General features: G+C 70.8%; 17 protein-coding genes. 12 read left to right on the top strand and 5 right to left on the bottom strand.

From position 1 onward, the window contains the following. Positions 1-50: 50 nt before the first annotated feature. The 3 genes from radA to H295_RS0140595 all read left to right on the top strand — a co-directional run bounded on the left by radA (position 51) and on the right by H295_RS0140595 (position 4346). On the top strand, positions 51-1460 hold the full coding sequence (gene radA / locus H295_RS0140605; RefSeq protein ID WP_020141097.1) for a DNA repair protein RadA: 1410 nt from the start codon (positions 51-53) through the stop codon (positions 1458-1460). Between the two features lie 81 nt (positions 1461-1541). Beyond that, positions 1542-2666: a DNA integrity scanning diadenylate cyclase DisA gene (gene disA, locus H295_RS0140600; protein WP_028810200.1), complete on the top strand. Its 1125-nt coding sequence runs from the start codon at positions 1542-1544 to the stop codon at positions 2664-2666. 180 nt (positions 2667-2846) lie between these two features. Then, complete coding sequence (locus H295_RS0140595; protein ID WP_020141095.1) at positions 2847-4346, top strand: FG-GAP and VCBS repeat-containing protein; 1500 nt, start codon at positions 2847-2849, stop codon at positions 4344-4346. Positions 4347-4395: 49 nt separating this feature from the next. Here the strand turns inward: H295_RS0140595 and H295_RS0140590 are convergent, their stop codons facing one another. Continuing rightward, positions 4396-5256: a hypothetical protein gene (locus H295_RS0140590; RefSeq protein WP_078616894.1), complete on the bottom strand. Its 861-nt coding sequence runs from the start codon at positions 5254-5256 to the stop codon at positions 4396-4398. Between the two features lie 348 nt (positions 5257-5604). On the opposite strand from H295_RS0140590, the gene H295_RS0140585 reads away from it, so the two are divergent. From H295_RS0140585 to cseC, 5 genes are all read left to right on the top strand, one after another. Further along, complete coding sequence (locus H295_RS0140585) at positions 5605-6570, top strand: A/G-specific adenine glycosylase (RefSeq protein ID WP_020141093.1); 966 nt, start codon at positions 5605-5607, stop codon at positions 6568-6570. Between the two features lie 222 nt (positions 6571-6792). After that, entirely contained in the window at positions 6793-7335 is a 543-nt protein-coding gene (locus H295_RS0140580; RefSeq protein WP_020141092.1) for a SigE family RNA polymerase sigma factor, read from the top strand. Further along, positions 7320-7997: a hypothetical protein gene (locus H295_RS0140575; RefSeq protein ID WP_020141091.1), complete on the top strand. Its 678-nt coding sequence runs from the start codon at positions 7320-7322 to the stop codon at positions 7995-7997. The genes H295_RS0140580 and H295_RS0140575 overlap by 16 nt, the downstream gene beginning before the upstream one ends. An 81-nt stretch (positions 7998-8078) precedes the next feature. Next, complete coding sequence (cseB, locus tag H295_RS0140570; protein WP_020141090.1) at positions 8079-8783, top strand: two-component system response regulator CseB; 705 nt, start codon at positions 8079-8081, stop codon at positions 8781-8783. A 14-nt stretch (positions 8784-8797) separates the two neighbouring features. Further along, on the top strand, positions 8798-10132 hold the full coding sequence (cseC, locus tag H295_RS0140565) for a two-component system sensor histidine kinase CseC (protein ID WP_020141089.1): 1335 nt from the start codon (positions 8798-8800) through the stop codon (positions 10130-10132). A gap of 135 nt (positions 10133-10267) precedes the next feature. Here the strand turns inward: cseC and H295_RS0140560 are convergent, their stop codons facing one another. Further along, positions 10268-11842 carry an MDR family MFS transporter gene (locus tag H295_RS0140560; protein WP_020141088.1) on the bottom strand — a complete coding sequence of 525 codons (1575 nt, stop codon included), beginning with the start codon at positions 11840-11842 and terminating at the stop codon, positions 10268-10270. 143 nt (positions 11843-11985) lie between these two features. Between H295_RS0140560 and H295_RS0140555 the strand changes: the two genes are divergently transcribed. Further along, positions 11986-12582, top strand: a complete 597-nt coding sequence (locus H295_RS0140555) for a TetR/AcrR family transcriptional regulator (protein ID WP_020141087.1) — start codon at positions 11986-11988, stop codon at positions 12580-12582. Between the two features lie 131 nt (positions 12583-12713). On the opposite strand, the gene H295_RS0140550 is transcribed toward H295_RS0140555, so the two are convergent. Further along, on the bottom strand, positions 12714-13259 hold the full coding sequence (locus H295_RS0140550; RefSeq protein ID WP_020141086.1) for a M23 family metallopeptidase: 546 nt from the start codon (positions 13257-13259) through the stop codon (positions 12714-12716). A 333-nt stretch (positions 13260-13592) separates the two neighbouring features. On the opposite strand from H295_RS0140550, the gene H295_RS0140545 reads away from it, so the two are divergent. After that, entirely contained in the window at positions 13593-14246 is a 654-nt protein-coding gene (locus tag H295_RS0140545) for an HAD family acid phosphatase (protein WP_020141085.1), read from the top strand. A 55-nt stretch (positions 14247-14301) separates the two neighbouring features. Next, positions 14302-17337, top strand: a complete 3036-nt coding sequence (locus tag H295_RS0140540) for an NACHT domain-containing protein (RefSeq protein ID WP_020141084.1) — start codon at positions 14302-14304, stop codon at positions 17335-17337. 76 nt (positions 17338-17413) lie between these two features. Here H295_RS0140540 and H295_RS0140535 read toward each other — a convergent pair whose 3' ends face one another. Continuing rightward, positions 17414-19939: an ATP-dependent Clp protease ATP-binding subunit gene (locus tag H295_RS0140535; RefSeq protein WP_020141083.1), complete on the bottom strand. Its 2526-nt coding sequence runs from the start codon at positions 19937-19939 to the stop codon at positions 17414-17416. A 432-nt stretch (positions 19940-20371) separates the two neighbouring features. On the opposite strand from H295_RS0140535, the gene H295_RS0140530 reads away from it, so the two are divergent. After that, on the top strand, positions 20372-21190 hold the full coding sequence (locus tag H295_RS0140530) for an SCO3374 family protein (protein ID WP_020141082.1): 819 nt from the start codon (positions 20372-20374) through the stop codon (positions 21188-21190). 35 nt (positions 21191-21225) lie between these two features. Here the strand turns inward: H295_RS0140530 and H295_RS0140525 are convergent, their stop codons facing one another. Then, a complete protein-coding gene (locus H295_RS0140525; protein ID WP_020141081.1) occupies positions 21226-21561 on the bottom strand; it encodes a histone-like nucleoid-structuring protein Lsr2 in 336 nt (111 codons plus the stop codon). Between the last annotated feature and the right edge of the window lie 40 nt (positions 21562-21601).

Below are 21601 nucleotides of genomic sequence, written 5' to 3'. Positions count from 1 at the left end.
GGCGGTCGGGCGAACGAGGTGCTGTCAGTGGTGGCCGTTACGGTTCGTGCATGGCCACCCGTACGAAGTCCGCCAAGGAGCGTCCGTCCTACCGCTGCACCGAGTGCGGCTGGCAGACGGCCAAATGGCTCGGCCGCTGCCCCGAGTGCCAGGCCTGGGGCACGATCGAGGAGTACGGCGCGCCCGCGGTCCGTACGACGACACCCGGCCGTGTCACCACCTCCGCCGTGCCCATCGGCCAGGTGGACGGCCGCCAGGCCACCGCCCGCTCCACCGGCGTGCCCGAGCTGGACCGGGTGCTCGGCGGCGGACTGGTGCCCGGCGCGGTGGTGCTGCTCGCGGGCGAGCCCGGCGTCGGCAAGTCCACGCTGCTGCTGGACGTGGCGGCCAAGGCGGCGAGCGACGAGCACCGCACGCTCTACGTGACCGGCGAGGAGTCCGCGAGCCAGGTCCGGCTGCGCGCCGACCGCATCGGCGCGATCGACGACCACCTGTATCTCGCCGCCGAGACCGACCTGTCCGCGGTGCTCGGGCATCTGGACGCGGTGAAGCCGTCGCTGCTGATCCTCGACTCGGTGCAGACCGTGGCCTCGCCGGAGATCGACGGCGCCCCCGGCGGCATGGCCCAGGTGCGCGAGGTGGCCGGGGCGCTGATCCGGGCCTCCAAGGAGCGCGGGATGTCCACCCTCCTGGTGGGCCATGTCACCAAGGACGGCGCGATCGCCGGACCGCGGCTCCTGGAGCACCTCGTGGACGTGGTCCTGAGCTTCGAGGGCGACCGGCACGCGCGCCTCAGGCTCGTACGGGGCGTCAAGAACCGCTACGGCGCCACCGACGAGGTCGGCTGCTTCGAGCTGCACGACGAGGGCATCACGGGCCTCGCCGACCCAAGCGGACTTTTCCTGACACGTCGTGACGAACCGGTCCCCGGCACCTGTCTCACCGTCACCCTGGAGGGCCGCCGCCCCCTGGTGGCCGAAGTGCAGGCGCTCACCGTCGACTCGCAGATCCCTTCCCCCCGGCGCACGACTTCGGGCCTGGAGACCTCGCGGGTCTCGATGATGCTCGCCGTCCTGGAGCAGCGCGGCCGGATCAGCGCACTCGGCAAGCGGGACATCTACTCGGCCACGGTCGGCGGGGTAAAGCTTTCGGAACCCGCCGCCGACCTGGCGGTCGCTCTCGCCCTGGCCTCCGCGGCCAGCGACACCCCGCTGCCCAAGAACCTCGTCGCGATCGGCGAAGTGGGCCTCGCGGGCGAGGTCAGGCGGGTCACCGGCGTCCAGCGCAGGCTCTCCGAGGCACACCGTCTGGGCTTCACGCACGCGCTCGTCCCGGGCGATCCGGGCAAGGTGCCGGCCGGCATGAAGGTCCTGGAAGTCGCGGACATAGGGGACGCCCTGAGGGTCCTTCCGCGCTCGCGTCGGCGAGAGGCCCCACGGGACGCGGAGGACCGCCGGTAGACTTTGCCCTGGTCTCGCCCGTCCGTACGAACTCCATGTGCGACACGGGAGCGCCCCAGACCCCGCGACCGGAGGAGAGCAGTGGCAGCCAACGACCGGGCAGCAGCTCCCGGAAAGTCCGGTGGGAGTGCCGGTTCCGATGGCCTGATGCGCGCCTCCCTGAGCGCCGTGGCCCCCGGCACCGCCCTGCGCGACGGCCTCGAGCGGGTGCTGCGCGGCAACACCGGCGGACTCATCGTGCTGGGCTTCGACAAGACGGTCGAGACGATGTGCACGGGCGGTTTCGTCCTGGACGTCGAGTTCGCCGCCACGCGCCTGCGTGAGCTGTGCAAGCTGGACGGCGGGATCGTGCTCTCGTCGGACCTGTCGAAGATCCTGCGGGCCGGTGTGCAGTTCGTGCCCGACGCCACCATCCCGACGGAGGAGACCGGCACCCGGCACCGCACCGCGGACCGGGTGAGCAAGCAGGTCGGCTTCCCGGTGGTCTCCGTCTCCCAGTCGATGCGCCTGATCGCCCTGTACGTCGACGGCCAGCGCCGGGTCCTGGAGGACTCGGCGGCGATCCTGTCCCGCGCGAACCAGGCGCTGGCGACCCTGGAGCGCTACAAGCTGCGCCTGGACGAGGTCGCCGGCACCCTCTCCGCGCTGGAGATCGAGGACCTGGTGACGGTCCGGGACGTCTCGGCGGTGGCCCAGCGCCTGGAGATGGTCCGCCGTATCGCCACCGAGATCGCCGAGTACGTCGTCGAACTCGGCACCGACGGCCGCCTCCTGGCCCTCCAGCTCGACGAGCTGATCGCGGGCGTCGAGCCGGAGCGCGAACTGGTCGTGCGGGACTACGTCCCCGAACCCACCGCGAAGCGCTCCCGCACGGTCGACGAGGCCCTGTACGAACTGAACGTGCTGTCCCACGCGGAGCTGCTCGAACTCACCACGGTGGCCCGCGCCCTCGGCTACACCGGCTCCCCCGAGTCCCTGGACTCGGCGGTCTCCCCCCGCGGCTTCCGCCTGCTGGCGAAGGTCCCCCGCCTGCCCGGGGCGATCATCGACCGCCTGGTGGAGCACTTCGGCGGCCTCCAGAAGCTCCTCGCGGCCAGCGTGGACGACCTCCAGACGGTCGACGGAGTGGGCGAGGCCAGGGCGAGGAGCGTCCGCGAGGGTCTGTCGCGGCTCGCGGAGAGCTCGATCCTGGAGCGGTACGTGTAAAGGCCCGCCAAAAAGTTGCAGCACGCCGGTACCTCGTACAACCCTCGGGCCCCACCGGATGTCTCCTGATCGCCAACCAGCCGTGTCCCAGAGGACAACACCCGGCAAACACGGACGGTTCGCGCCCCATCGACGCGGATGCCCGCCAGGCGTCCCCCGCATGCCGCAGGAGAATCCCGCATGCACCAGAAGTACCACTCGCACCTGCGACTCGCCCTCGCGACGGCCGCCGCGGCCGCGCTGACGGGCGGTCTGCTCACCGTCTCGGTGACGACGGCCACCGCCGCCGACTCCTTCAGGGTCGCCAAGGCCGACTTCAACGGCGACGGCATCGGCGACGAGGTGGCCTCGGCCCCCGGCGCCTCCGTCAGCGGCCACGCCGACGCCGGCCAGGTCATCGCCCTCTACGGCAGCAAGGGCAACGGCATCACCTCCGCCAAGCGCTCGGTCCTCAGCCAGAACTCCGGCACCGTGCCCGGCAGCGCCGAGTCGGGCGACATGTTCGGCGGCGCGACGGCGTACGCCGACTTCAACGGCGACGGATACGACGACCTCGCCGTGGCCTCGCCGTACGAGAAGGTCGGCACCGACACCGACGGCGGCGCCCTCGCGATCCTGTGGGGATCGGCGAGCGGCCTCACCGGCAAGGCGAGCGATGTGCCGGACCCGGCGCCCTCCTCGCACGACGACTGGGGCCTGGCCCTGGCCGCGGGCGACTTCGACGGCGACGGCAAGGCCGACCTGGCCGTCGGCAGCACGTCCGCCACCCTCTACGTCTACAAGGGCGGCTTCAGCAGCTCCACCGGTCAGCCCGGCGGCCGCTACACCGTCAAGCCCCCGATCATGCCCGGTTCGTCCGGCTTCCCGTACGGCCCGGAGCACCTCACCGCCGGCGACGTGAACGGCGACGGCCGCACCGACCTGGTGGTCGACGGCTACGAGACGCAGACCCAGAACGGCTGGAACACCAACTACTACCTGCCCGGCACCGCGAGCGGCCTCAGCGTCACCGGCGTCAAGACCCTCAAGCCGGGCATCGTCACCGGCATCGGCGACATCAACGGCGACGGCTACGGCGACATCGTGACCGGCGCCGACTGGGACGCCACCACCGGCGACGGCCAGACCATCCCGGACTCCGCGAACGGCGGCAAGGTCAGCATCACCTACGGCTCCGCGTCCGGTCCCGCCTCCACCACCGGCATCACCCAGAACACCGGCAACGTGCCCGGCAGTTCGGAGAAGGGCGACGGCTTCGGCTGGGACCTGGACCTGGGCGACGTCAACGGTGACGGCTACCAGGACCTGGTCGTCTCCACCCCGAACGAGGACCTCGGCAGCGTCAGCAACGCCGGCATGGTCACCGTGCTGTACGGCTCGGCGAGCGGCGTCAACACCTCCACCGGCCTCCAGTCGTTCGAGCAGAACACGACGGGCGTCCCCGGCACCTCCGAGAAGAGCGACCTGTTCGGCGCCGACGTCAAGCTCGACGACGTCAACGGCGACGGCAAGGCCGACCTGGTCATCGGGTCGTACGAGGACGGCGGCGACGGAGCGGTGACCTACCTGCCCTCCACCGGCACGAAGATCGGTACGACCGGCTCCCGGGCCCTGTCCGTGACCTCGGTGGGCGTCTCCACCGCGGGCACCCCGCAGTTCGGCGCGCTCTTCGCCGACTAGGCCCGCCGTACGCCGTGACGGAGACTCCCCGCGGGATTCCCGGGGGGTCTCAGTCGTTCTCCAGCACGAACGAGGCCTGAACGGTGGGGTATCCGGGCTTCTTCACCTCGACCAGGTACGTCCCGGCACCGGCGGAACCGGCCGGAGGGGTCGCGCAGTGCGGGGCGCTCGGCTTGCGGTCCCACTTCACGGTGTAGGTGATGCTGCTGCCCGCGGGCGCCCGGAAGACGAGGTTGCCCGCGGTCCTCGGGCAGTCGGCGGACGACCAGTACGTGTCGTCGGAGTCGGCCTGAGTGATCGTCAGCACCGCGTTCTTCGGGCCGAGATCGACCTTGCAGTCGCTGCCGGAGGAGTTGGTCGCGGTGAGCAGCAGCGTGGGCGTCTGGCCGGGCTCGTAGGCGTTGCGCTGGCTGCGGACTGCCAACTTCAGCGAGCCGACGGTGCAGTTGGGGAGCGAGGATCCGGCCGGGAGGGTGTCGCCCTGGCCCACCCCGGAGCCCGCGGCGCCGCCCCCGGCGGCTCCCGCCCCGTCCGTACCGCCGGAACCGCCCGCACCGGAGCCGCCCGCGCCGCCGGAGCCTGCGTCGCCCACGTCGGAGCCGTCACCGGCGCCGCCGCCGCTTCCCGCGCCGCCGGAGGTGTCACCGCCGGTCGTCGACTCGTCGCGGCCGCCCGGGGCTTGACTGATCGCGGGCCCGGAGCCGGACGGCCCGGGGCTGATCGTCGAGGGGGTGGGATTCTTGCCGTTGGACCCGTCGGCGCCGTTCTTGTCGCCCCCGCCCCCGCCGCCGAAGCTGACGATCCACGCGATCAGCAGCGCCAGCACGGCGAGCACGGACAGCATGACGGCCCTCCGTCGCCAGTAGATGGAGGAGGGAAGCGGCCCGACCGGATTGCGCAGAGATCCCACGGCGCAAACTGTACGAGAGATCGGTGGGTTCGCCGCTCTCACCCGCCGCCCCACGCCACAACTTTTCCGGATCATCATTCCGGCAACTCCCGTTCCGGGGGCGGCTTTCGCCAGGCGTGACACGTTTCGACGGCGGAGTGTGACCGAACGGACCTCCTGCCTACGGTGCGTGACCGCACAGGTCCCCCCGCGCGGGTGACGGTCCGGGGTCGGGACGTGGACGGACGGCGTGTTCGCGATCGTGTCCCTTGCACCTCTGGCCATGGCTGCTCCCCCGTACCGGATCCGTCCGACCCGGCCCCGAAGAACACCCGTCCGCCCGCTCCGGCATGGCAGGATCGGAAGGCCATGACTGCGCCCACGAAGCCCTCGCCCAGCCGCCCCGCCGCCGCCGCCGACAGCACCGGAACCCCTCTCGCCGCCACCGCAGGCGCTCCTCGCGGAGAGGACCTGCACCCCCCCGTCATCGACTGGTTCGACGAGCACGCCCGGGATCTGCCCTGGCGGCGCCCGGAGGCCGGCCCCTGGGGTGTGATGGTCAGCGAGTTCATGCTCCAGCAGACGCCGGTGAGCCGGGTGCTGCCCGTCTACGAGCAGTGGCTGGCCCGCTGGCCCCGCCCCGCCGACCTGGCCCAGGAGGCGCCCGGCGAGGCCGTGCGCGCCTGGGGACGGCTCGGCTATCCGCGCCGGGCGCTGCGGCTGCACGGCGCCGCGGTCGCCATAACGGAACGGCACGGCGGGGACGTGCCGACGGACCACGCGCAACTGCTGGCGCTGCCCGGGATCGGCGAGTACACGGCCGCCGCCGTCGCCTCCTTCGCGTACGGGCAGCGGCACGCGGTGCTGGACACCAATGTGCGGCGGGTGTTCGCCCGGGCGGTGACCGGCGTGCAGTACCCGCCGAACGCGACCACCGCCGCCGAGCGCAAGCTCGCCCGCGCGCTGCTGCCGCAGGACGAGGCCACGGCCGCTCGCTGGGCCGCCGCATCCATGGAGCTGGGCGCGCTCGTGTGCACGGCCAAGAACGAGACCTGTCAGCGCTGCCCCATCGCCGCGCAGTGCGCCTGGCGGCTCGCGGGCAAGCCCGCGCACGACGGGCCGGCGCGGCGCGGACAGACGTACGCCGGTACCGACCGCCAGGTGCGCGGCAAGCTGCTCGCCGTGCTGCGGGAGGCCCACGCGCCCGTCCCGCAGACGGTCCTCGACCGGGTCTGGCACGAGCCGGTGCAGCGGGCACGGGCACTGGACGGACTGGTCGCCGATGGGCTCGTGGAGCCCCTCGTAGGTGGTTTGTATCGGCTGCCGTTGACATAGACCGACGGCGGAAGACCGGCATAACGGGGTGAACCGGCGCAATCGACCGCGCCGGTTTACCCCTTTTCGGCTTCCGTTACACAACCGACGGACAGCCGATTGCCAGCCGCGCGCTGCTTCGCACAGCCCCGTGACAACCGCTCCGTAGCTTCATCTGCGTGGCCCGGCGAAACCGGGCCGCAGACCACGAGGGACACACGGGGAAAGCAGGAGGCGGTCGACATGGCGCAGGGCGAGGTGCTCGAGTTCGAGGAGTACGTCCGCACCCGGCAGGACGCGCTGCTGCGCAGCGCACGCCGGCTGGTCCCGGACCCGGTCGACGCGCAGGACCTGCTCCAGACGGCGCTCGTGCGGACGTACGGCCGCTGGGAGACCATCGAGGACAAGCGGCTCGCGGACGCCTATCTGCGCCGGGTGATGATCAACACCCGCACGGAGTGGTGGCGGGCGCGCAAGCTGGACGAGGTGCCCACCGAGCAGCTCCCCGACGCCTCGGTCGACGACTCCACCGAGCAGCACGCGGACCGCGCCCTGCTGATGGACGTCATGAAGGTGCTCGCCCCCAAGCAGCGCAGTGTCGTCGTGCTGCGACACTGGGAGCAGATGTCAACGGAGGAGACGGCCGCCGCCCTCGGCATGTCGGTGGGAACGGTCAAGAGCACGCTGCACCGGGCGCTCGCCCGGCTCCGCGAGGAGCTGGAGGCCCGCGACCTGGACGCACGCGCGCTGGAGCGTGAGGAGCGGGAGCGTTGCGCGGCGGCCTGACCGAACCCGGGCCCCCCGGACCGGACCCCGCTCCGGTCCGGGGGATTCTCCAGGCGGCGAGCACGGCAGTGGCCGTGCTCGCCGCCCTCGCCCTTTTCGTCTCCGCCTGCGCCACCGGCGGCACCGGCACCCGTGACGAGGGCCCGGCGCACGCGGTCGCGGGGACCGGCAGCCGGTCCTCGGCCGTGCCGTCCCTCGTGTCCTCGCCGCGCCTGGACCGCACCTCCGCGGTCGCCCTCCTCAAGTCGGACCCGAAGGTCTCCGACGCGGTCAAGCGCGACCTGAAGCCGTGTGTCGCCGACGAGTACCCGGTCGACCTCTCCTACGGCGACCTGACCGGCGGCTCGGCCGACGACGTCGTCGTCAACGTCGTGACCTGTGCCGATCTGGTGGGTGTCGGCTCGTACGTGTACCGCGAGGAAGACGGTTCGTACCAGAATGTCTTCCAGGCCGAGGAACCCCCGGTCTACGCCGAGATCGACCGCGGCGACCTGGTGGTGACCAAGCAGGTGTACGAGAAGGGCGACCCGGTGTCGGCCCCGTCCGGCGAGAACGTGATCACCTACCGCTGGGCCGCCGGGAAGTTCGCCACGGTGTACAAGACGCACAGCGACTACAGCGGCGTGGCCGGCACGGACCCGACGCCGACGCCGGACAACTGAGTCCCGCACAGGTGAACCGATCGGACCTCCCGGAACGATTACTCAGTGACCGTCACGACCCCGAGGAGTGAGAGCACCCGGATGGCAGACCAGACCCACGTGCTGTTCGTCGAGGACGACGACGTCATCCGCGAGGCCACCCAGCTCGCCCTGGAGCGGGACGGCTTCGCGGTCACCGCCATGCCCGACGGACTGTCCGGCCTGGAGGCGTTCCGGGCCGACCGCCCCGACATCGCCCTGCTGGACGTCATGGTCCCGGGTCTGGACGGGGTCAGCCTGTGCCGTCGTATCCGCGACGAGTCCACCGTGCCGGTGATCATGCTGTCGGCGCGGGCCGACTCCATCGACGTGGTGCTGGGCCTGGAGGCGGGCGCCGACGACTACGTGACCAAGCCGTTCGACGGCGCCGTCCTGGTCGCCCGGATCCGCGCGGTGCTGCGCCGCTTCGGGCACGCCGGCGGCGCCGACCGGGGCGAGGAGAGCGCGGCCCCCGACGCCGGGGGCGTGCTGACCTTCGGCGAGCTGGAGATCGACACCGAGGGCATGGAGGTGCGCAAGGGCGGACAGCCGGTGGGCCTCACGCCGACCGAGATGCGGCTGCTCCTGGAGTTCTCCTCCGCGCCCGGCACCGTGCTCTCCCGCGACAAGCTCCTGGAGCGGGTGTGGGACTACGGCTGGGGCGGCGACACCCGGGTCGTCGACGTCCATGTGCAGCGGCTGCGGACGAAGATCGGCCAGGACCGGATCGAGACGGTCCGCGGCTTCGGCTACAAGTTGAAGGCCTGAGCGGGGGCCTGGGCATGCGGGGGATCTTCCGGAGCCCGGTGACGGAGCGCGTGGTGATGCGGACAGGGCTGCGATGGAAGCTCAGTGCGGCCATCGCGCTGGTCGGCGCGCTGGTTGCGGTCGCGCTCAGCCTGGTCGTGCACAACGCGGCGCGGGTCTCGATGCTGGACAACGCCCGCGACCTGGCCGACGAGCGGATCCGGATCGCCCAGCGCAACTACGAGCTGACCGGCAAGCCGAACTTCCCCAGCATCGCGGTCGACGACCGGCATCTGCCGCCGCCGCTGCGCAGGAAGGTCGAGGAGGGCCGCCGGGCGACCTTCGTCTCCGACCGGTCCGACCGGGGGCCCGACATCTGGGCGGCCGTCCCGGTCAAGGGCGGGCATGTGCTGTCCCTGCACACCGGGTTCACCGACCGCAGCACCGACATCCTGAACGACCTCGACCAGGCCCTGGTGATCGGCTCCATCGCGGTGGTCCTCGGCGGCAGCGCGCTCGGCGTGCTCATCGGCGGGCAGCTGTCCCGGCGGCTGCGGAAGGCGGCGGCCGCCGCGAACCAGATGGCCAAGGGCGAGACCGACGTACGGGTCCGGGACGCGATCGGCGGGGTCGTCCAGGACGAGACCGACGACCTCGCGAGCGCGGTGGACGCCATGGCGGACGCGCTCCAGCAGCGGCTGGAGGCGGAGCGCCGGGTCACCGCGGACATCGCGCACGAGCTGCGGACTCCGGTGACGGGCCTGCTGACGGCGGCGGAACTGCTGCCGCCCGGCCGGCCGACCGAGCTGGTCCTGGACCGGGCGAAGGCCATGCGCACCCTGGTGGAGGACGTCCTGGAGGTGGCCCGCCTCGACGGCGCCTCCGAGCGCGCCGAGCTCCAGGACATCCTGCTTGGCGAGTTCGTCGCCCGGCGGGTGGCGGCGAAGGACCCGGAGATCGAGGTCCGGGTGGTGCACGAGTCGGAGGTCACCACGGACCCGCGCCGCCTGGAACGCGTCCTGTTCAACCTCCTCGCCAACGCAGCACGGCACGGCAAGCCGCCGATCCAGGTCACCGTAGAGGGCCGCGTGATCCGTGTCCGCGACCATGGCCCGGGCTTCCCCGAGGACCTCCTCGCCGACGGCCCGAGCCGCTTCCGCACGGGCAGCGCAGACCGGGCGGGCCACGGCCACGGGCTGGGTCTGACCATCGCGGCGGGCCAGGCCCGGGTGCTCGGCGCCCGCCTGACCTTCCGCAACGTCCGCCCCGCCGGGGCACCGGACGGAATCCCCTCGGAGGGCGCGGTGGCGGTCCTGTGGCTGCCGGAGCACGCGCCCACGGCGACGGGGAGCCATCCGCTGCTGCCGTGAGCTGCGGGGCTTTTCTCTCGGTGAGTGGGGCGCGTTGCGGGGCCGGGCACAGTGAAGGCCCCCGGGGCGGACACCATCCGGGGGCCTTCGGTTCAAGAGGGTCGGGCTGTGCGGGTCAGTGTGGGGCCGTGCGGGTCAGACCTCGACCAGCGGGGCCGGTGCCGCGTCCTCGGTCGGCTTCTGCGGGCCCGCGCCCTTCAGCGGGACCTCCTTGACGAACACCGCCGCCACCAGCGCGAGCACGGCCACGATCGAGCCGAGCAGGAACGCCGAGTGGGTGCCCGAGGAGACGGCGTACTGGTACGCCTCCCGCGCCGCCGCCGGCAGCTTCGCCAGGCTCGCCGCGTCGAGCTGCGCGGACTGCTCGGTCACCTTGGAGCCCAGCGCGCCCGCCCGCTCGGACATGACGTCCTGGACCCGGTTGTTGAACAGCGCGCCCATGATGGCGACACCGAAGGACGAGCCGAGCGTACGGAACAGGGTGGTGGAGGAGGACGCGACGCCCATGTCCTTCATCTCCACGCTGTTCTGCGCGACCAGCATGGTGATCTGCATCAGGCAGCCCATGCCGAACCCGACCACGGCCATGAACACACCGGAGGTGAACCGCGAGGTCCCGGTGTCCATCGTGGACAGCAGGTACAGCCCGACGACCATCAGGACACTGCCGACCACCGGGAAGACGTAGTAGCGCCCGGTGCTGGTGGTGACCCGGCCCGCGACCATCGAGGTCACCAGCATCGCGCCGAGCATCGGCAGGAGCAGCAGCCCGGAGTTGGTCGCGGAGGCCCCCTGCACCGACTGCTGGTACAGCGGCAGGAAGAGGGTCGCGCCGAACATCACGAAGCCGGTGATGAAGCCGATGAGCGACATCAGCGTGAAGTTGCGGCTGCGGAAGATGTGCAGCGGCACGATCGGCTCGGCCGCCTTGGTCTGCCAGAACACGAACCCGATGAGCGCGGCGACGCCGATGCCGATCAGCTCCATGATCCGCGCGGAGCTCCAGGCGTACTCCGTGCCGCCCCAGGTAGTGACGAGCACGATGGAGGTGATGCCGACGGTCAGCAGGACCACGCCGAGGTAGTCGATGCCCGCCTTGGCCCGCTTCTTCGGCAGGTGCAGCACCACGCTGATGAGGCCGAGGGACACCACGCCGAGCGGCAGGTTGATGTAGAAGGACCAGCGCCAGCCCCAGTTGTCGGTGATGGTGCCGCCGACGAGCGGGCCGCCGATCATCGCGAGCGCCATGACGCCGGCCATCATGCCCTGGTACTTGCCCCGCTCCCGGGGCGGGATCAGGTCGCCGATGATCGCCATGACACCGACCATCAGACCGCCGGCGCCGAGGCCCTGCACGGCCCGGAACCCGATGAGCTGACCCATGTCCTGGGCCATGCCGCTGAGCGCGGAGCCGATCAGGAAGATCACGATCGACGTCATGAAGGTGGCCTTGCGGCCGTACATGTCACCGAGCTTGCCCCAGATCGGGGTCGCGGCGGCCGTCGCGAGCGTGTACGCCGTCACCACCCAGGACAGGTGCTCGAGGCCGCCGAGCTCGCCCACGATCGTCGGCATCGCGGTGCCCACGATCATGTTGTCGAGCATCGCGAGCATCATGGTGATCATCAGCGCGAGCAGGACGACCCGTACGCTGCGCTGCTTGGCCGGTTCCTTGTCCGGTTCCGTCTCGACCGTCTGTGTGTCCGCCATCGTTTCCACTCCCCTGAAGCTTCTGCGCACTTCCCCCGCCGGGGCACTTACTTGCCGCCCGGCTAGTTGTCTACACTGGGGAAGGTAGACGCCTTACTAGCCGGGCGTCAAGTAAGTTTCATGGAAAGCCGAGAGGCATGAGGATGGGCGGCACGATGGACCGCACGAAGCAGCAGCGCCGCGGCAACACGCGCCAGCGCATCCAGGACGTGGCCCTCGAACTCTTCGCCGAGCAGGGGTACGAGAAGACGTCCCTGCGGGAGATCGCCGAGCACCTGGACGTCACCAAGGCGGCGCTGTACTACCACTTCAAGACCAAGGAAGAGATCCTCGTCAGCATCTTCGACGACCTGACGCAGCCGATCCTCGACCTGATCGAGTGGGGCAGGCAGCAGCCCCACACGCTGGAGACCAAGCAGGAGATCATCCGGCGCTACAGCGACACGCTGGCCGGGGCGACTCCGCTGTTCCGCTTCATGCAGGAGAACCAGGCCACGGTCCGGGAACTGCGCATCGGTGACACCTTCAAGGAGCGCATGCAGGGGCTGCGCGAGATCGTCGTCGACCCGGACGCCGACCTGGTCGCCCAGGTCCGTTCCGTCAGCGCGATCTTCACCCTGCACGCGGGAATGTTCCTCCTCCAGGACCTGGACGGCGACCAGGAGTCCAAGCGCAAGGCGGTCCTGGAGGTGGCCACGGACCTGATCACCCAGGCCCACGGGAGCGGCGGGAACGCGTAGCCCCGGGGCAGGTGGAACGCCCCTGGACGCGGGAGCCGCTCACGCGAGCCGTACCAAAGGGACGCAGTTCACCGGCACATGCCGCGCGGCGGGCCGACGTCCGGCACCCCTGCCCTCTCCGGCCTCCGACCTCAGACCTTGACGCCCTTGGCCCGAAGGAACGCGACCGGGTTTATCGCCGAGCCGTAGTTCGCCGTCGTGCGGATCTCGAAGTGCAGGTGCGGGCCGCTGGAGTTGCCGGTGTTGCCGGACAGGGCGATCCGCTGGCCGGTCTTGACGACCTGGCCGACCTTGACGTTGATCCGCGAGAGGTGGGCGTACTGCGAGTACGTCCGGTTGCCGTGCTTGATCACGATGGCGTTGCCGTAGGCGGACCCGTCACCGGCGCCGCCGGGGCCCGCCTTCACGACGGTCCCGCCGTGCGCGGCGACGACCTTCGTCCCGCTCGGCACCGCGAAGTCCTGCCCGCTGTGGGTGGACTGCCACATGCCGCCGGCCTGCGCGAAGCTCGCGCTGAGCTTGTACTTCTTGACCGGGTCGACCCAGGAGGGCTTGGCCGCGGCCGAGGCGACTCCGGCTCCGAGCACGGCCGACGCACCCACGGACGCGGCCAGGACGGCCACCCGGGCACGGAGCAGGGTCGTACGGGAGGAGCGGGGGGAGACGCGCTGGAACATCAGGAACCTCGGGGGGTCGGGGAAAACGGAAAGGCATTGGTAACCCCGAGGCCCGCGCGCCCCAAAACCAGCTATCTACGATGGTTCGTAGTAATAAGTCACGACATTGGCGATTGATACGCCCTGCTCCCGCACCTCTCGCCACTAATCCGCCTAGTAACGGACAAATCGCCTGTGCGTCATGTCACCGGAGACGCCGTTTTAAACACCTCCCGATGTGACCCCCGTCTCTGGCTACTTACCGCTGGTAACCCTACGGTTCCCCTCGCGTCACCCTCGCCCCGCACCATGCACCGGACAACGGCTTACGGACGTGAGAGGACCCCCACCGATATGAGCAGCAGACGCCCCTGGGCTCGCCCCACAGCTGTCGGCGCCGTCGCCGCGGCTGCCCTGGTCGCCCTGGCCGTACCCGCCGAGGCCGCCACGACGCCAACCACGACGTCGGCCACGAGCCAGAGCGCCTCCACGACCGCCACGGCCACCGCCGCCCAGGTCGACTACGCCACCTGGCAGGCCGACTGCCAGGCCGTGATGGACCAGGCCCTGCCGTACCTGAAGACCCGCATCGCCGCGACGAAGCCCGGTGAGAAGCAGGCGATCGTCCTCGACATCGACAACACCGCCCTGGAGACCGACTTCGGCTTCAGCTACCCCTCGCCGGCCAACAAGCCCGTCCTGAACGTCGCGAAGTACGCCCAGGAGCACGGCGTCTCCCTGTTCTTCGTGACCGCCCGCCCCGACATCATCGGCCCGGCGACCGACTACAACCTCAAGCAGGTCGGCTACCAGGTGAGCGGCCTCTACGTCCGCAACTTCATCGACCTCTTCAAGGACGTCGCCACCTACAAGACGGACAAGCGCGTCGCGATCGAGAACCAGGGCTACACGATCATCGCGAACATCGGCAACAGCGCCACCGACCTGTCGGGCGGCCACGCCGAGAAGACCTACAAACTCCCGGACTACGACGGCCAGTTGTCCTGACCTGCCGCTGCCCGGTTAGGCTCCGTCCGCGCACACGCACACACGGGGGTGGCGGATGGAGCCCGCGGTACTCGGCAGCAAGCTGGCGTCCGCTCTGGTCGGTCAACTGGTACGGAAACTCTTCCGGCCCGACGGCCCGGGCGCCGGCCTGGTCGACAGACCGGTCCGGCTCTCGGCCCTGGTCTCCTTCCGGGGCGAGAAGCGCACCCTGGGCGAGAAGGAGGTCCGCGCCCTCGCCACCGGTCTGGTCCGCGCGGCCACCGACTCCCCCGGCGAGGCCCCCTTCCCCGCGGACGAGGAAACCGCCGTGGCCGACGCCCTCACCCGCCAACTGCTCGCCCTCGGCGACCTGGACATGGACGACGTGCAAGCCGTCCGCCTCGGCCACCGCGAACTCGCCGGAAAGCTGCGCCGACAGGCGCCCCCGGACCCCGGACTCTCCGCCGACGCCTGCCACTTCCTCGACAGCGCGATCGAATGGTCCTGCCTCCAGATCCTGGAGTTCTTCACCCGCAGGTCCACCTTCGTGGCCCGCACCCTCGTCGAGCAGACCCGGGCCCAGGCCGAACTCATCGCGAGAACGGACGAGTTGCTCGCCCGCACCCCCCGCCCCGGCGCCGCGGACCGCGACTTCGAACGCCGCTACCTCCCCTACGTCGCCGATCGCCAGCGCCACATCACCATCTACGGCATCGACCTGCGCGACTCCCCCGACCGCTGGCCCCTCGAAGTGGCGTACCTCAGCCTGGAGGCGACCACGGCGGAGGAGAGCCCCCTCACCGAGGAACACCCCGGAGGCCCGCTGACACTGCGCCTCCGCGCCGAGGAAGCCCTGCTCGCCCACGACCGGGTGCTGCTGCGCGGCGACGCGGGCTCCGGCAAGACCACCCTGGTGCAGTGGCTGGCGGTCACCGCGGCCCGCGACGGCAGCGGAGTGCCGTACGTCCTCCCCCTGCGCACCCTGATCCGCGCGGGGTCCCTCCCCTCCCCCGCCGGCTTCCTGACCGCCGTGAGCTGCCCCCTGACCCCGCCCGAGGGCTGGACGGAACGCGTCCTGACGGCGGGCCGGGGCCTGGTCCTCGTCGACGGCCTGGACGAGATCCCCGCCGCCGACCGCCACCGCACCCGCGACTGGCTCCTGTCCCTCATCCGCGCCTACCCGGGCAACCGCTGGCTCCTCACCTCCCGCCCCACCGCCGTCCGCCCCGACTGGCTGGCCGCCGAGGGCTTCGGCGAGCTCACCCTGGCCCCGATGCGCCGGCCGGACGTGGCGACCTTCGTCCACCGCTGGCACACCGCGGCCGGGGCCCCCGAGTACGCGACCCCGCTCCTTGACTCGCTGCGCACCAAACGCGACCTGGCCCGCCTGGCCACCAACCCCCTGATGTGCGGCCTGATCTGCGCCCTGCACCGCGAACGGCGGGGCTATCTCCCCACGGGCCGCAAGGAGTTGTACGACGCCGCCCTCACCATGCTGCTCGCGCGCCGCGACCGGGAGCGGGGCCTGGAGCTGGAACTGGGCGAGGAGACCCAGCTGGAGCTGATCCAACGCCTGGCGTACGCGCTGGTGCTGAGCGGCCGTACCGAGATGGAGGTGGAGACCGCCGAGTCGATCGTGGACCGCTGCCTCCCCGCCGTCGGCCTGCGCGGCCCCGCCACCGCGGTCCTGCACGACCTGCTCCTGCGCAGCGGCCTGCTCCGCCAACCCGCCGACGGCGTCGTGGACTTCGTCCACCGCACCTTCCAGGACTACCTGGGCGCCCGCTACGCCGTGGAGGAGGGCCACCTGGACGTCCTCGCCGGCCGCGCGGACGACACCCAGTGGGAGGACGTCATCCGCATGGCGGTGGCCCACGCCCGCCCCCGCGAACGGGCTTCTCTGATACGGCAACTGCTCGCCAGGGACGTCCCCCGGCTGACGTTGCTCGCGCTGGCCTGTCTGGAGCACGCGCCGGCGCTGGACGCGGCGGTGCGGGCGGAGGTGGAGCAGCGGGCGGCGGCCCTGATCCCGCCGGCCTCGAAGGAGGACGCGAGGGCCCTTGCGGAGGCCGGTCCACTGGTGCTGGAGCTGCTTCCTGGGCCGCAGGGTCTGTCGGCCGAGCAGGCCCGGGACGTCACGATCACCGCCTCGCTGCTCGCCGCCGAGGAGCCCGCGGGCGCCCTCGCGGTCCTTCGGCGGTTCCGCGAGCACCCGGACATCGGGGTCCGCCGACAGCTCGCGGGAACCTGGAGCCGCTTCGACACCGCCGAGTACGCCTCGGAGGTGCTGGACCACCTGCCCCGTCCCGGCCTCTACCTCGGCTGCGAGTCCCCCGGCCAGCGAGCCGCGCTCGCCGGCATGCGGCCCTGGGCCGGCCTCGCCTTCATCGGCGAGCACGCACCGGAGGCGATCCTCGCCGCCGTGCCGCAGCCCTCGGACGTGACCCTCCTCGACCTGCGCGACAACCCCCTGGTCACGGACCTGGGCGCACTGCTGCCCTTCGGGTCCCTGCGCAACCTGCTGCTGGCCCGCTGCACGCAGGCGCGCGGCCTGGACCGCCTCGCGGAGCTGCCGCTCACCGAGCTCATCTGCGGCCGGATCGACGACCTCACCGGCCTCGCGTCCCTGCGCTCACTGCGACGGCTCACCCTGGAACAGGAACTCCCGGGCCACAGCCTCACCGAGGTCCTGCCCGTGGACGCGCACCTGACCTACCTCTTCCTCGGCCGGCACACCACGAACCGGACCGGCCTGCGCGGCCTGGAGCACTGGCATGAGCTCGTCGACCTCAGCATCGGATCGCTGACGACAGAGCTGACGCGGGCCGACTGGCGGTCGGTCGCCGCGCTGCCGCAGCTCAGGCAACTGCATCTGCACGCACGCCTTCTGCGCGAACTCCCGGACTCCATCGACCACATGCCCGAGCTGCCGACCGTCAAGGTGCTGCGTCTGACGGGGCTGCTCGGCACCGAGGACCTCGCCGTCCTGGCATCCCGCTTCCCGCAGTTGCACTCCGTGGCGCTCCAGAACATGCCGGGGCACACCTTCCCGCTGTCCCGCTACTCCGGGGTGTTCCCTCCCGGAGTGGACGTCAGGCTGCTGGAGCGATAGCCCCTACGGCTGTGGGCACGCGAAAGGGGCCGGTACCCGAAGGCACCGGCCCCTTTCTGGGCGTCTCCCCGAAGGGCTACGCCTCCTTGCTCAGGTTCGGTCCGGCACCGCCGGCCGCCTGCTCGATCGGCGGGACGTCCGGCAGGGCCGACTTCTCCTCGCCGCGGAAGGTGAAGGTCTTGGTCTCACCCTCGCCCTCGGTGTCCACGACCACGATGTGACCGGGACGCAGCTCGCCGAAGAGGATCTTCTCCGACAGCGTGTCCTCGATCTCGCGCTGGATCGTGCGACGCAGCGGACGCGCGCCCAGCACCTGGTCGTAGCCCTTGGTCGACAGCAGCTCCTTGGCGGACTGGGAGAGCTCGATGCCCATGTCCCGGTCCCTGAGGCGCTCGTCCACCTTGGCGATCATCAGGTCGACGATCGCGAGGATGTCCTCCTGCGTGAGCTGCGGGAAGACGACCACGTCGTCGACGCGGTTGAGGAACTCGGGCCGGAAGTGCTGCTTGAGCTCGTCCGAGACCTTGTTCTTCATGCGCTCGTAGTTGGTCTTCTTGTCGCCCGAGGCCGCGAAGCCCAGGTTGAAGCCCTTGGAGATGTCCCGGGTGCCGAGGTTGGTCGTCATGATGATGACCGTGTTCTTGAAGTCCACGACCCGGCCCTGGGAGTCGGTCAGACGACCGTCCTCCAGGATCTGCAGCAGCGAGTTGAAGATGTCCGGGTGGGCCTTCTCGACCTCGTCGAAGAGGACCACGGAGAACGGCTTGCGGCGGACCTTCTCGGTCAGCTGGCCGCCCTCTTCGTAGCCCACGTAGCCGGGGGGCGAACCGAAGAGCCGCGAGACCGTGTGCTTCTCGCTGAACTCCGACATGTCGAGGGAGATCAGCGCGTCCTCGTCACCGAAGAGGAACTCGGCGAGCGCCTTGGACAGCTCGGTCTTACCGACACCGGACGGGCCGGCGAAGATGAACGAACCACCGGGCCGCTTCGGGTCCTTGAGGCCCGCGCGCGTACGACGGATCGCCTTCGACAGCGCCTTGACGGCGTCGACCTGGCCGATGACCCGCTTGTGGAGCTCGTCCTCCATGCGCAGCAAACGCGAGGACTCCTCCTCGGTCAGCTTGAAGACCGGGATGCCGGTGGCGGTCGCGAGGACCTCGGCGATCAGCTCGCCGTCGACCTCGGCGACGACGTCCATGTCGCCGGCCTTCCACTCCTTCTCCCGCTTGGCCTTGGCGGCCAGGAGCTGCTTCTCCTTGTCGCGCAGGGAGGCGGCCTTCTCGAAGTCCTGCGAGTCGATCGCGGACTCCTTGTCCCGGCGGACACCGGCGATCTTCTCGTCGAACTCGCGCAGGTCCGGCGGCGCGGTCATCCGGCGGATGCGCATCCGGGAACCGGCCTCGTCGATCAGGTCGATCGCCTTGTCCGGCAGGAAGCGGTCCGAGATGTACCGGTCGGCCAGGGTCGCGGCCTGGACGAGGGCCTCGTCGGTGATGGAGACCCGGTGGTGGGCCTCGTACCGGTCGCGCAGACCCTTGAGGATCTCGATGGTGTGCGGGAGCGAGGGCTCGGCGACCTGGATGGGCTGGAAGCGGCGCTCGAGGGCCGCGTCCTTCTCCAGGTGCTTGCGGTACTCGTCCAGCGTGGTGGCACCGATGGTCTGGAGCTCACCGCGGGCCAGCATCGGCTTCAGGATCGAAGCGGCGTCGATGGCGCCCTCGGCGGCACCCGCACCGACCAGCGTGTGCAGCTCGTCGATGAACAGGATGATGTCGCCGCGGGTGCGGATCTCCTTGAGGACCTTCTTCAGGCGCTCCTCGAAGTCACCGCGGTAGCGGGAGCCGGCGACCAGCGCGCCGAGGTCCAGGGTGTAGAGGTGCTTGTCCTTGAGGGTCTCGGGCACCTCGCCCTTGACGATGGCCTGGGCGAGGCCCTCGACGACGGCGGTCTTGCCGACGCCGGGCTCACCGATCAGGACCGGGTTGTTCTTGGTACGGCGGGACAGCACCTGCATGACCCGCTCGATCTCCTTCTCGCGCCCGATGACCGGGTCGAGCTTGGACTCACGAGCGGCCTGGGTGAGGTTCCGGCCGAACTGGTCGAGGACCAGGGACGTCGAGGGGGTGCCCTCGGCAGGCCCGCCTGCGGTGGCGGTCTCCTTGCCCTGGTAGCCGGAGAGCAGCTGGATGACCTGCTGCCGCACCCGGTTGAGATCGGCACCCAGCTTGACCAGGACCTGGGCGGCGACACCCTCGCCCTCGCGGATCAGGCCGAGCAGGATGTGCTCCGTGCCGATGTAGTTGTGCCCGAGCTGGAGGGCCTCGCGGAGCGACAGCTCCAGGACCTTCTTGGCACGGGGGGTGAAGGGGATGTGCCCGGACGGGGCCTGCTGGCCCTGACCGATGATCTCCTCCACCTGCTGGCGGACCGCCTCGAGCGAAATCCCGAGGCTCTCAAGGGCCTTGGCGGCGACACCCTCACCCTCGTGGATCAGGCCCAGGAGGATGTGCTCGGTGCCGATGTAGTTGTGGTTGAGCATCCGGGCTTCTTCCTGAGCCAGGACGACAACCCGCCGCGCGCGGTCGGTGAACCTCTCGAACATCGTTAATCGCTCCTCAGAGCGGTCAGGCAGTGGGGGGAACTTCCCCTCCCTGTCCTTCCGCAGCTTAGTCCCGCAAGCGGGGACCGCTCATTCCAACTGCCGACACCGTCGATGGCCTCCTGACCCCGCTAACGCCGACATCTGCTCCAACCCGATGGTGCGAGACGATGTTCCCGCAGGCCAGGCAGTTACCCCACTCGCCAGTACGCCGTTGGCGAACGTGAGACAGCCCGTACTGCGTGTCGCCCCCTCCCACTAGGGATGTCTTACCCGCTCGCACTGACACTCCATGCCAGGCGCCCCCCGTCCCTCCGCTATGGGCGAACAACTTCGCGCCGTACCGCACCCCCGCACGCCCCCTGGGCGAACACTCTGTGCACACATAGATGTACCCAGCGTAACTCGCGGGCAGTCGAGACGGTTGCACTTGGCATGGTCGGCCACCTCCCGTTCACCGCGGACCTCACCACGGTCCCGTCTCCCCGTCGGCCGCCCGACGCGACCGCCTCCGGCGACGATCCGGTACGCCGCTGGTACGAGAACGAACTCGGCTGGCCGACGGTGCCCGAGAAGTCCCCGGGCTCTTGTGTACGGATCAGAGTGGGCCTGCGTTTCGATGTGCTGGACATCCCGGCCGCCGCCGGGCACGCGGCCCTGCGTCACCTGACCGCCGGCTCGCCCGTGGCCGTACGGGGCGACCGGCTCCTCCTGCTGGTGGCCGCGGGCAGTGCGGAGGAACTGCCGGGCATCCTGGAGTGGCTGGAGTGGGGCGCTCTCCCGCTCGACCTGCGCGCGCTGGGCCCGGGCGACGCCATGGAGGCACCGGCGCCGCCGTGGCCGCCGGCCAGGCCCGACCGGAGCCTCCTGCCGGAGGCGGGACGGGACACCACGCTGGGCGCGATCGGCTGCGGGACAGCGGACCGGGAACACGATTCCGGACCGGACGGGCGCTCGGAGGGGCCGTCGCCCCGGAAGGCAGCTGGGGACGCGACCGGGCCGGACCGGCTCATGGCCGCGGAGTTCTCCGGCGCGGGCTCCGGCGCCGGGGTGCGGCCTCTCGTCCTGGGCCGCCCGGGCGCCCTGCAGGGGGCCGCCGTGTGGCTGCGGCCCCCCGAGCCGGGGTGCGAGGTCGAGGCCTCGCTGCCGACGATGTCGGCGCTGGGGGGCGTCGGTGGCCCCCCGGATCTCGTGCGCGTCGTGCACACCGTGGCAACGCAGTGCCACCGTTTGCGGCTGCGCGCGCGGCCATAAGCCTTCGCAGGCCTTGGCCCGCGTAGACCTTTCGATCAGGCGTTGGCCTTCTCGTAAGCCTCGCGAATGCTTGCCGGAACACGGCCGCGGTCATTGACCTCCATGCCGTTCTCCTTTGCCCAGGCACGGATCTGCGCGGTGTCCTGGCTGCCACCGGAAGCGGCTCGCGCCTTTCCGCGCCCACCCGAAGCACGGCCCCCGGTACGACGACCACCCTTCACGTACGGGTCGAGAAGACCGCGGAGCTTGTCCGCATTGGCGGTCGTGAGATCGATCTCGTACGTCTTGCCGTCCAACGCGAACGTGACAGTCTCGTCCGCCTCGCCGCCGTCGATGTCGTCGACAAGAAGGACCTGAACCTTCTGTGCCACCGGATTTCCTTTCATCCAATACTTGAGGGCCGGGGGTCTG

It is taken from the genome of Streptomyces sp. 351MFTsu5.1 (assembly GCF_000383655.1).
Taxonomy (GTDB): Bacteria; Actinomycetota; Actinomycetes; order Streptomycetales; family Streptomycetaceae; genus Streptomyces; species Streptomyces griseorubiginosus.
Note: the sequence above shows the minus strand (reverse complement) of the source record. Positions and strands in the feature narration are given on the sequence as shown.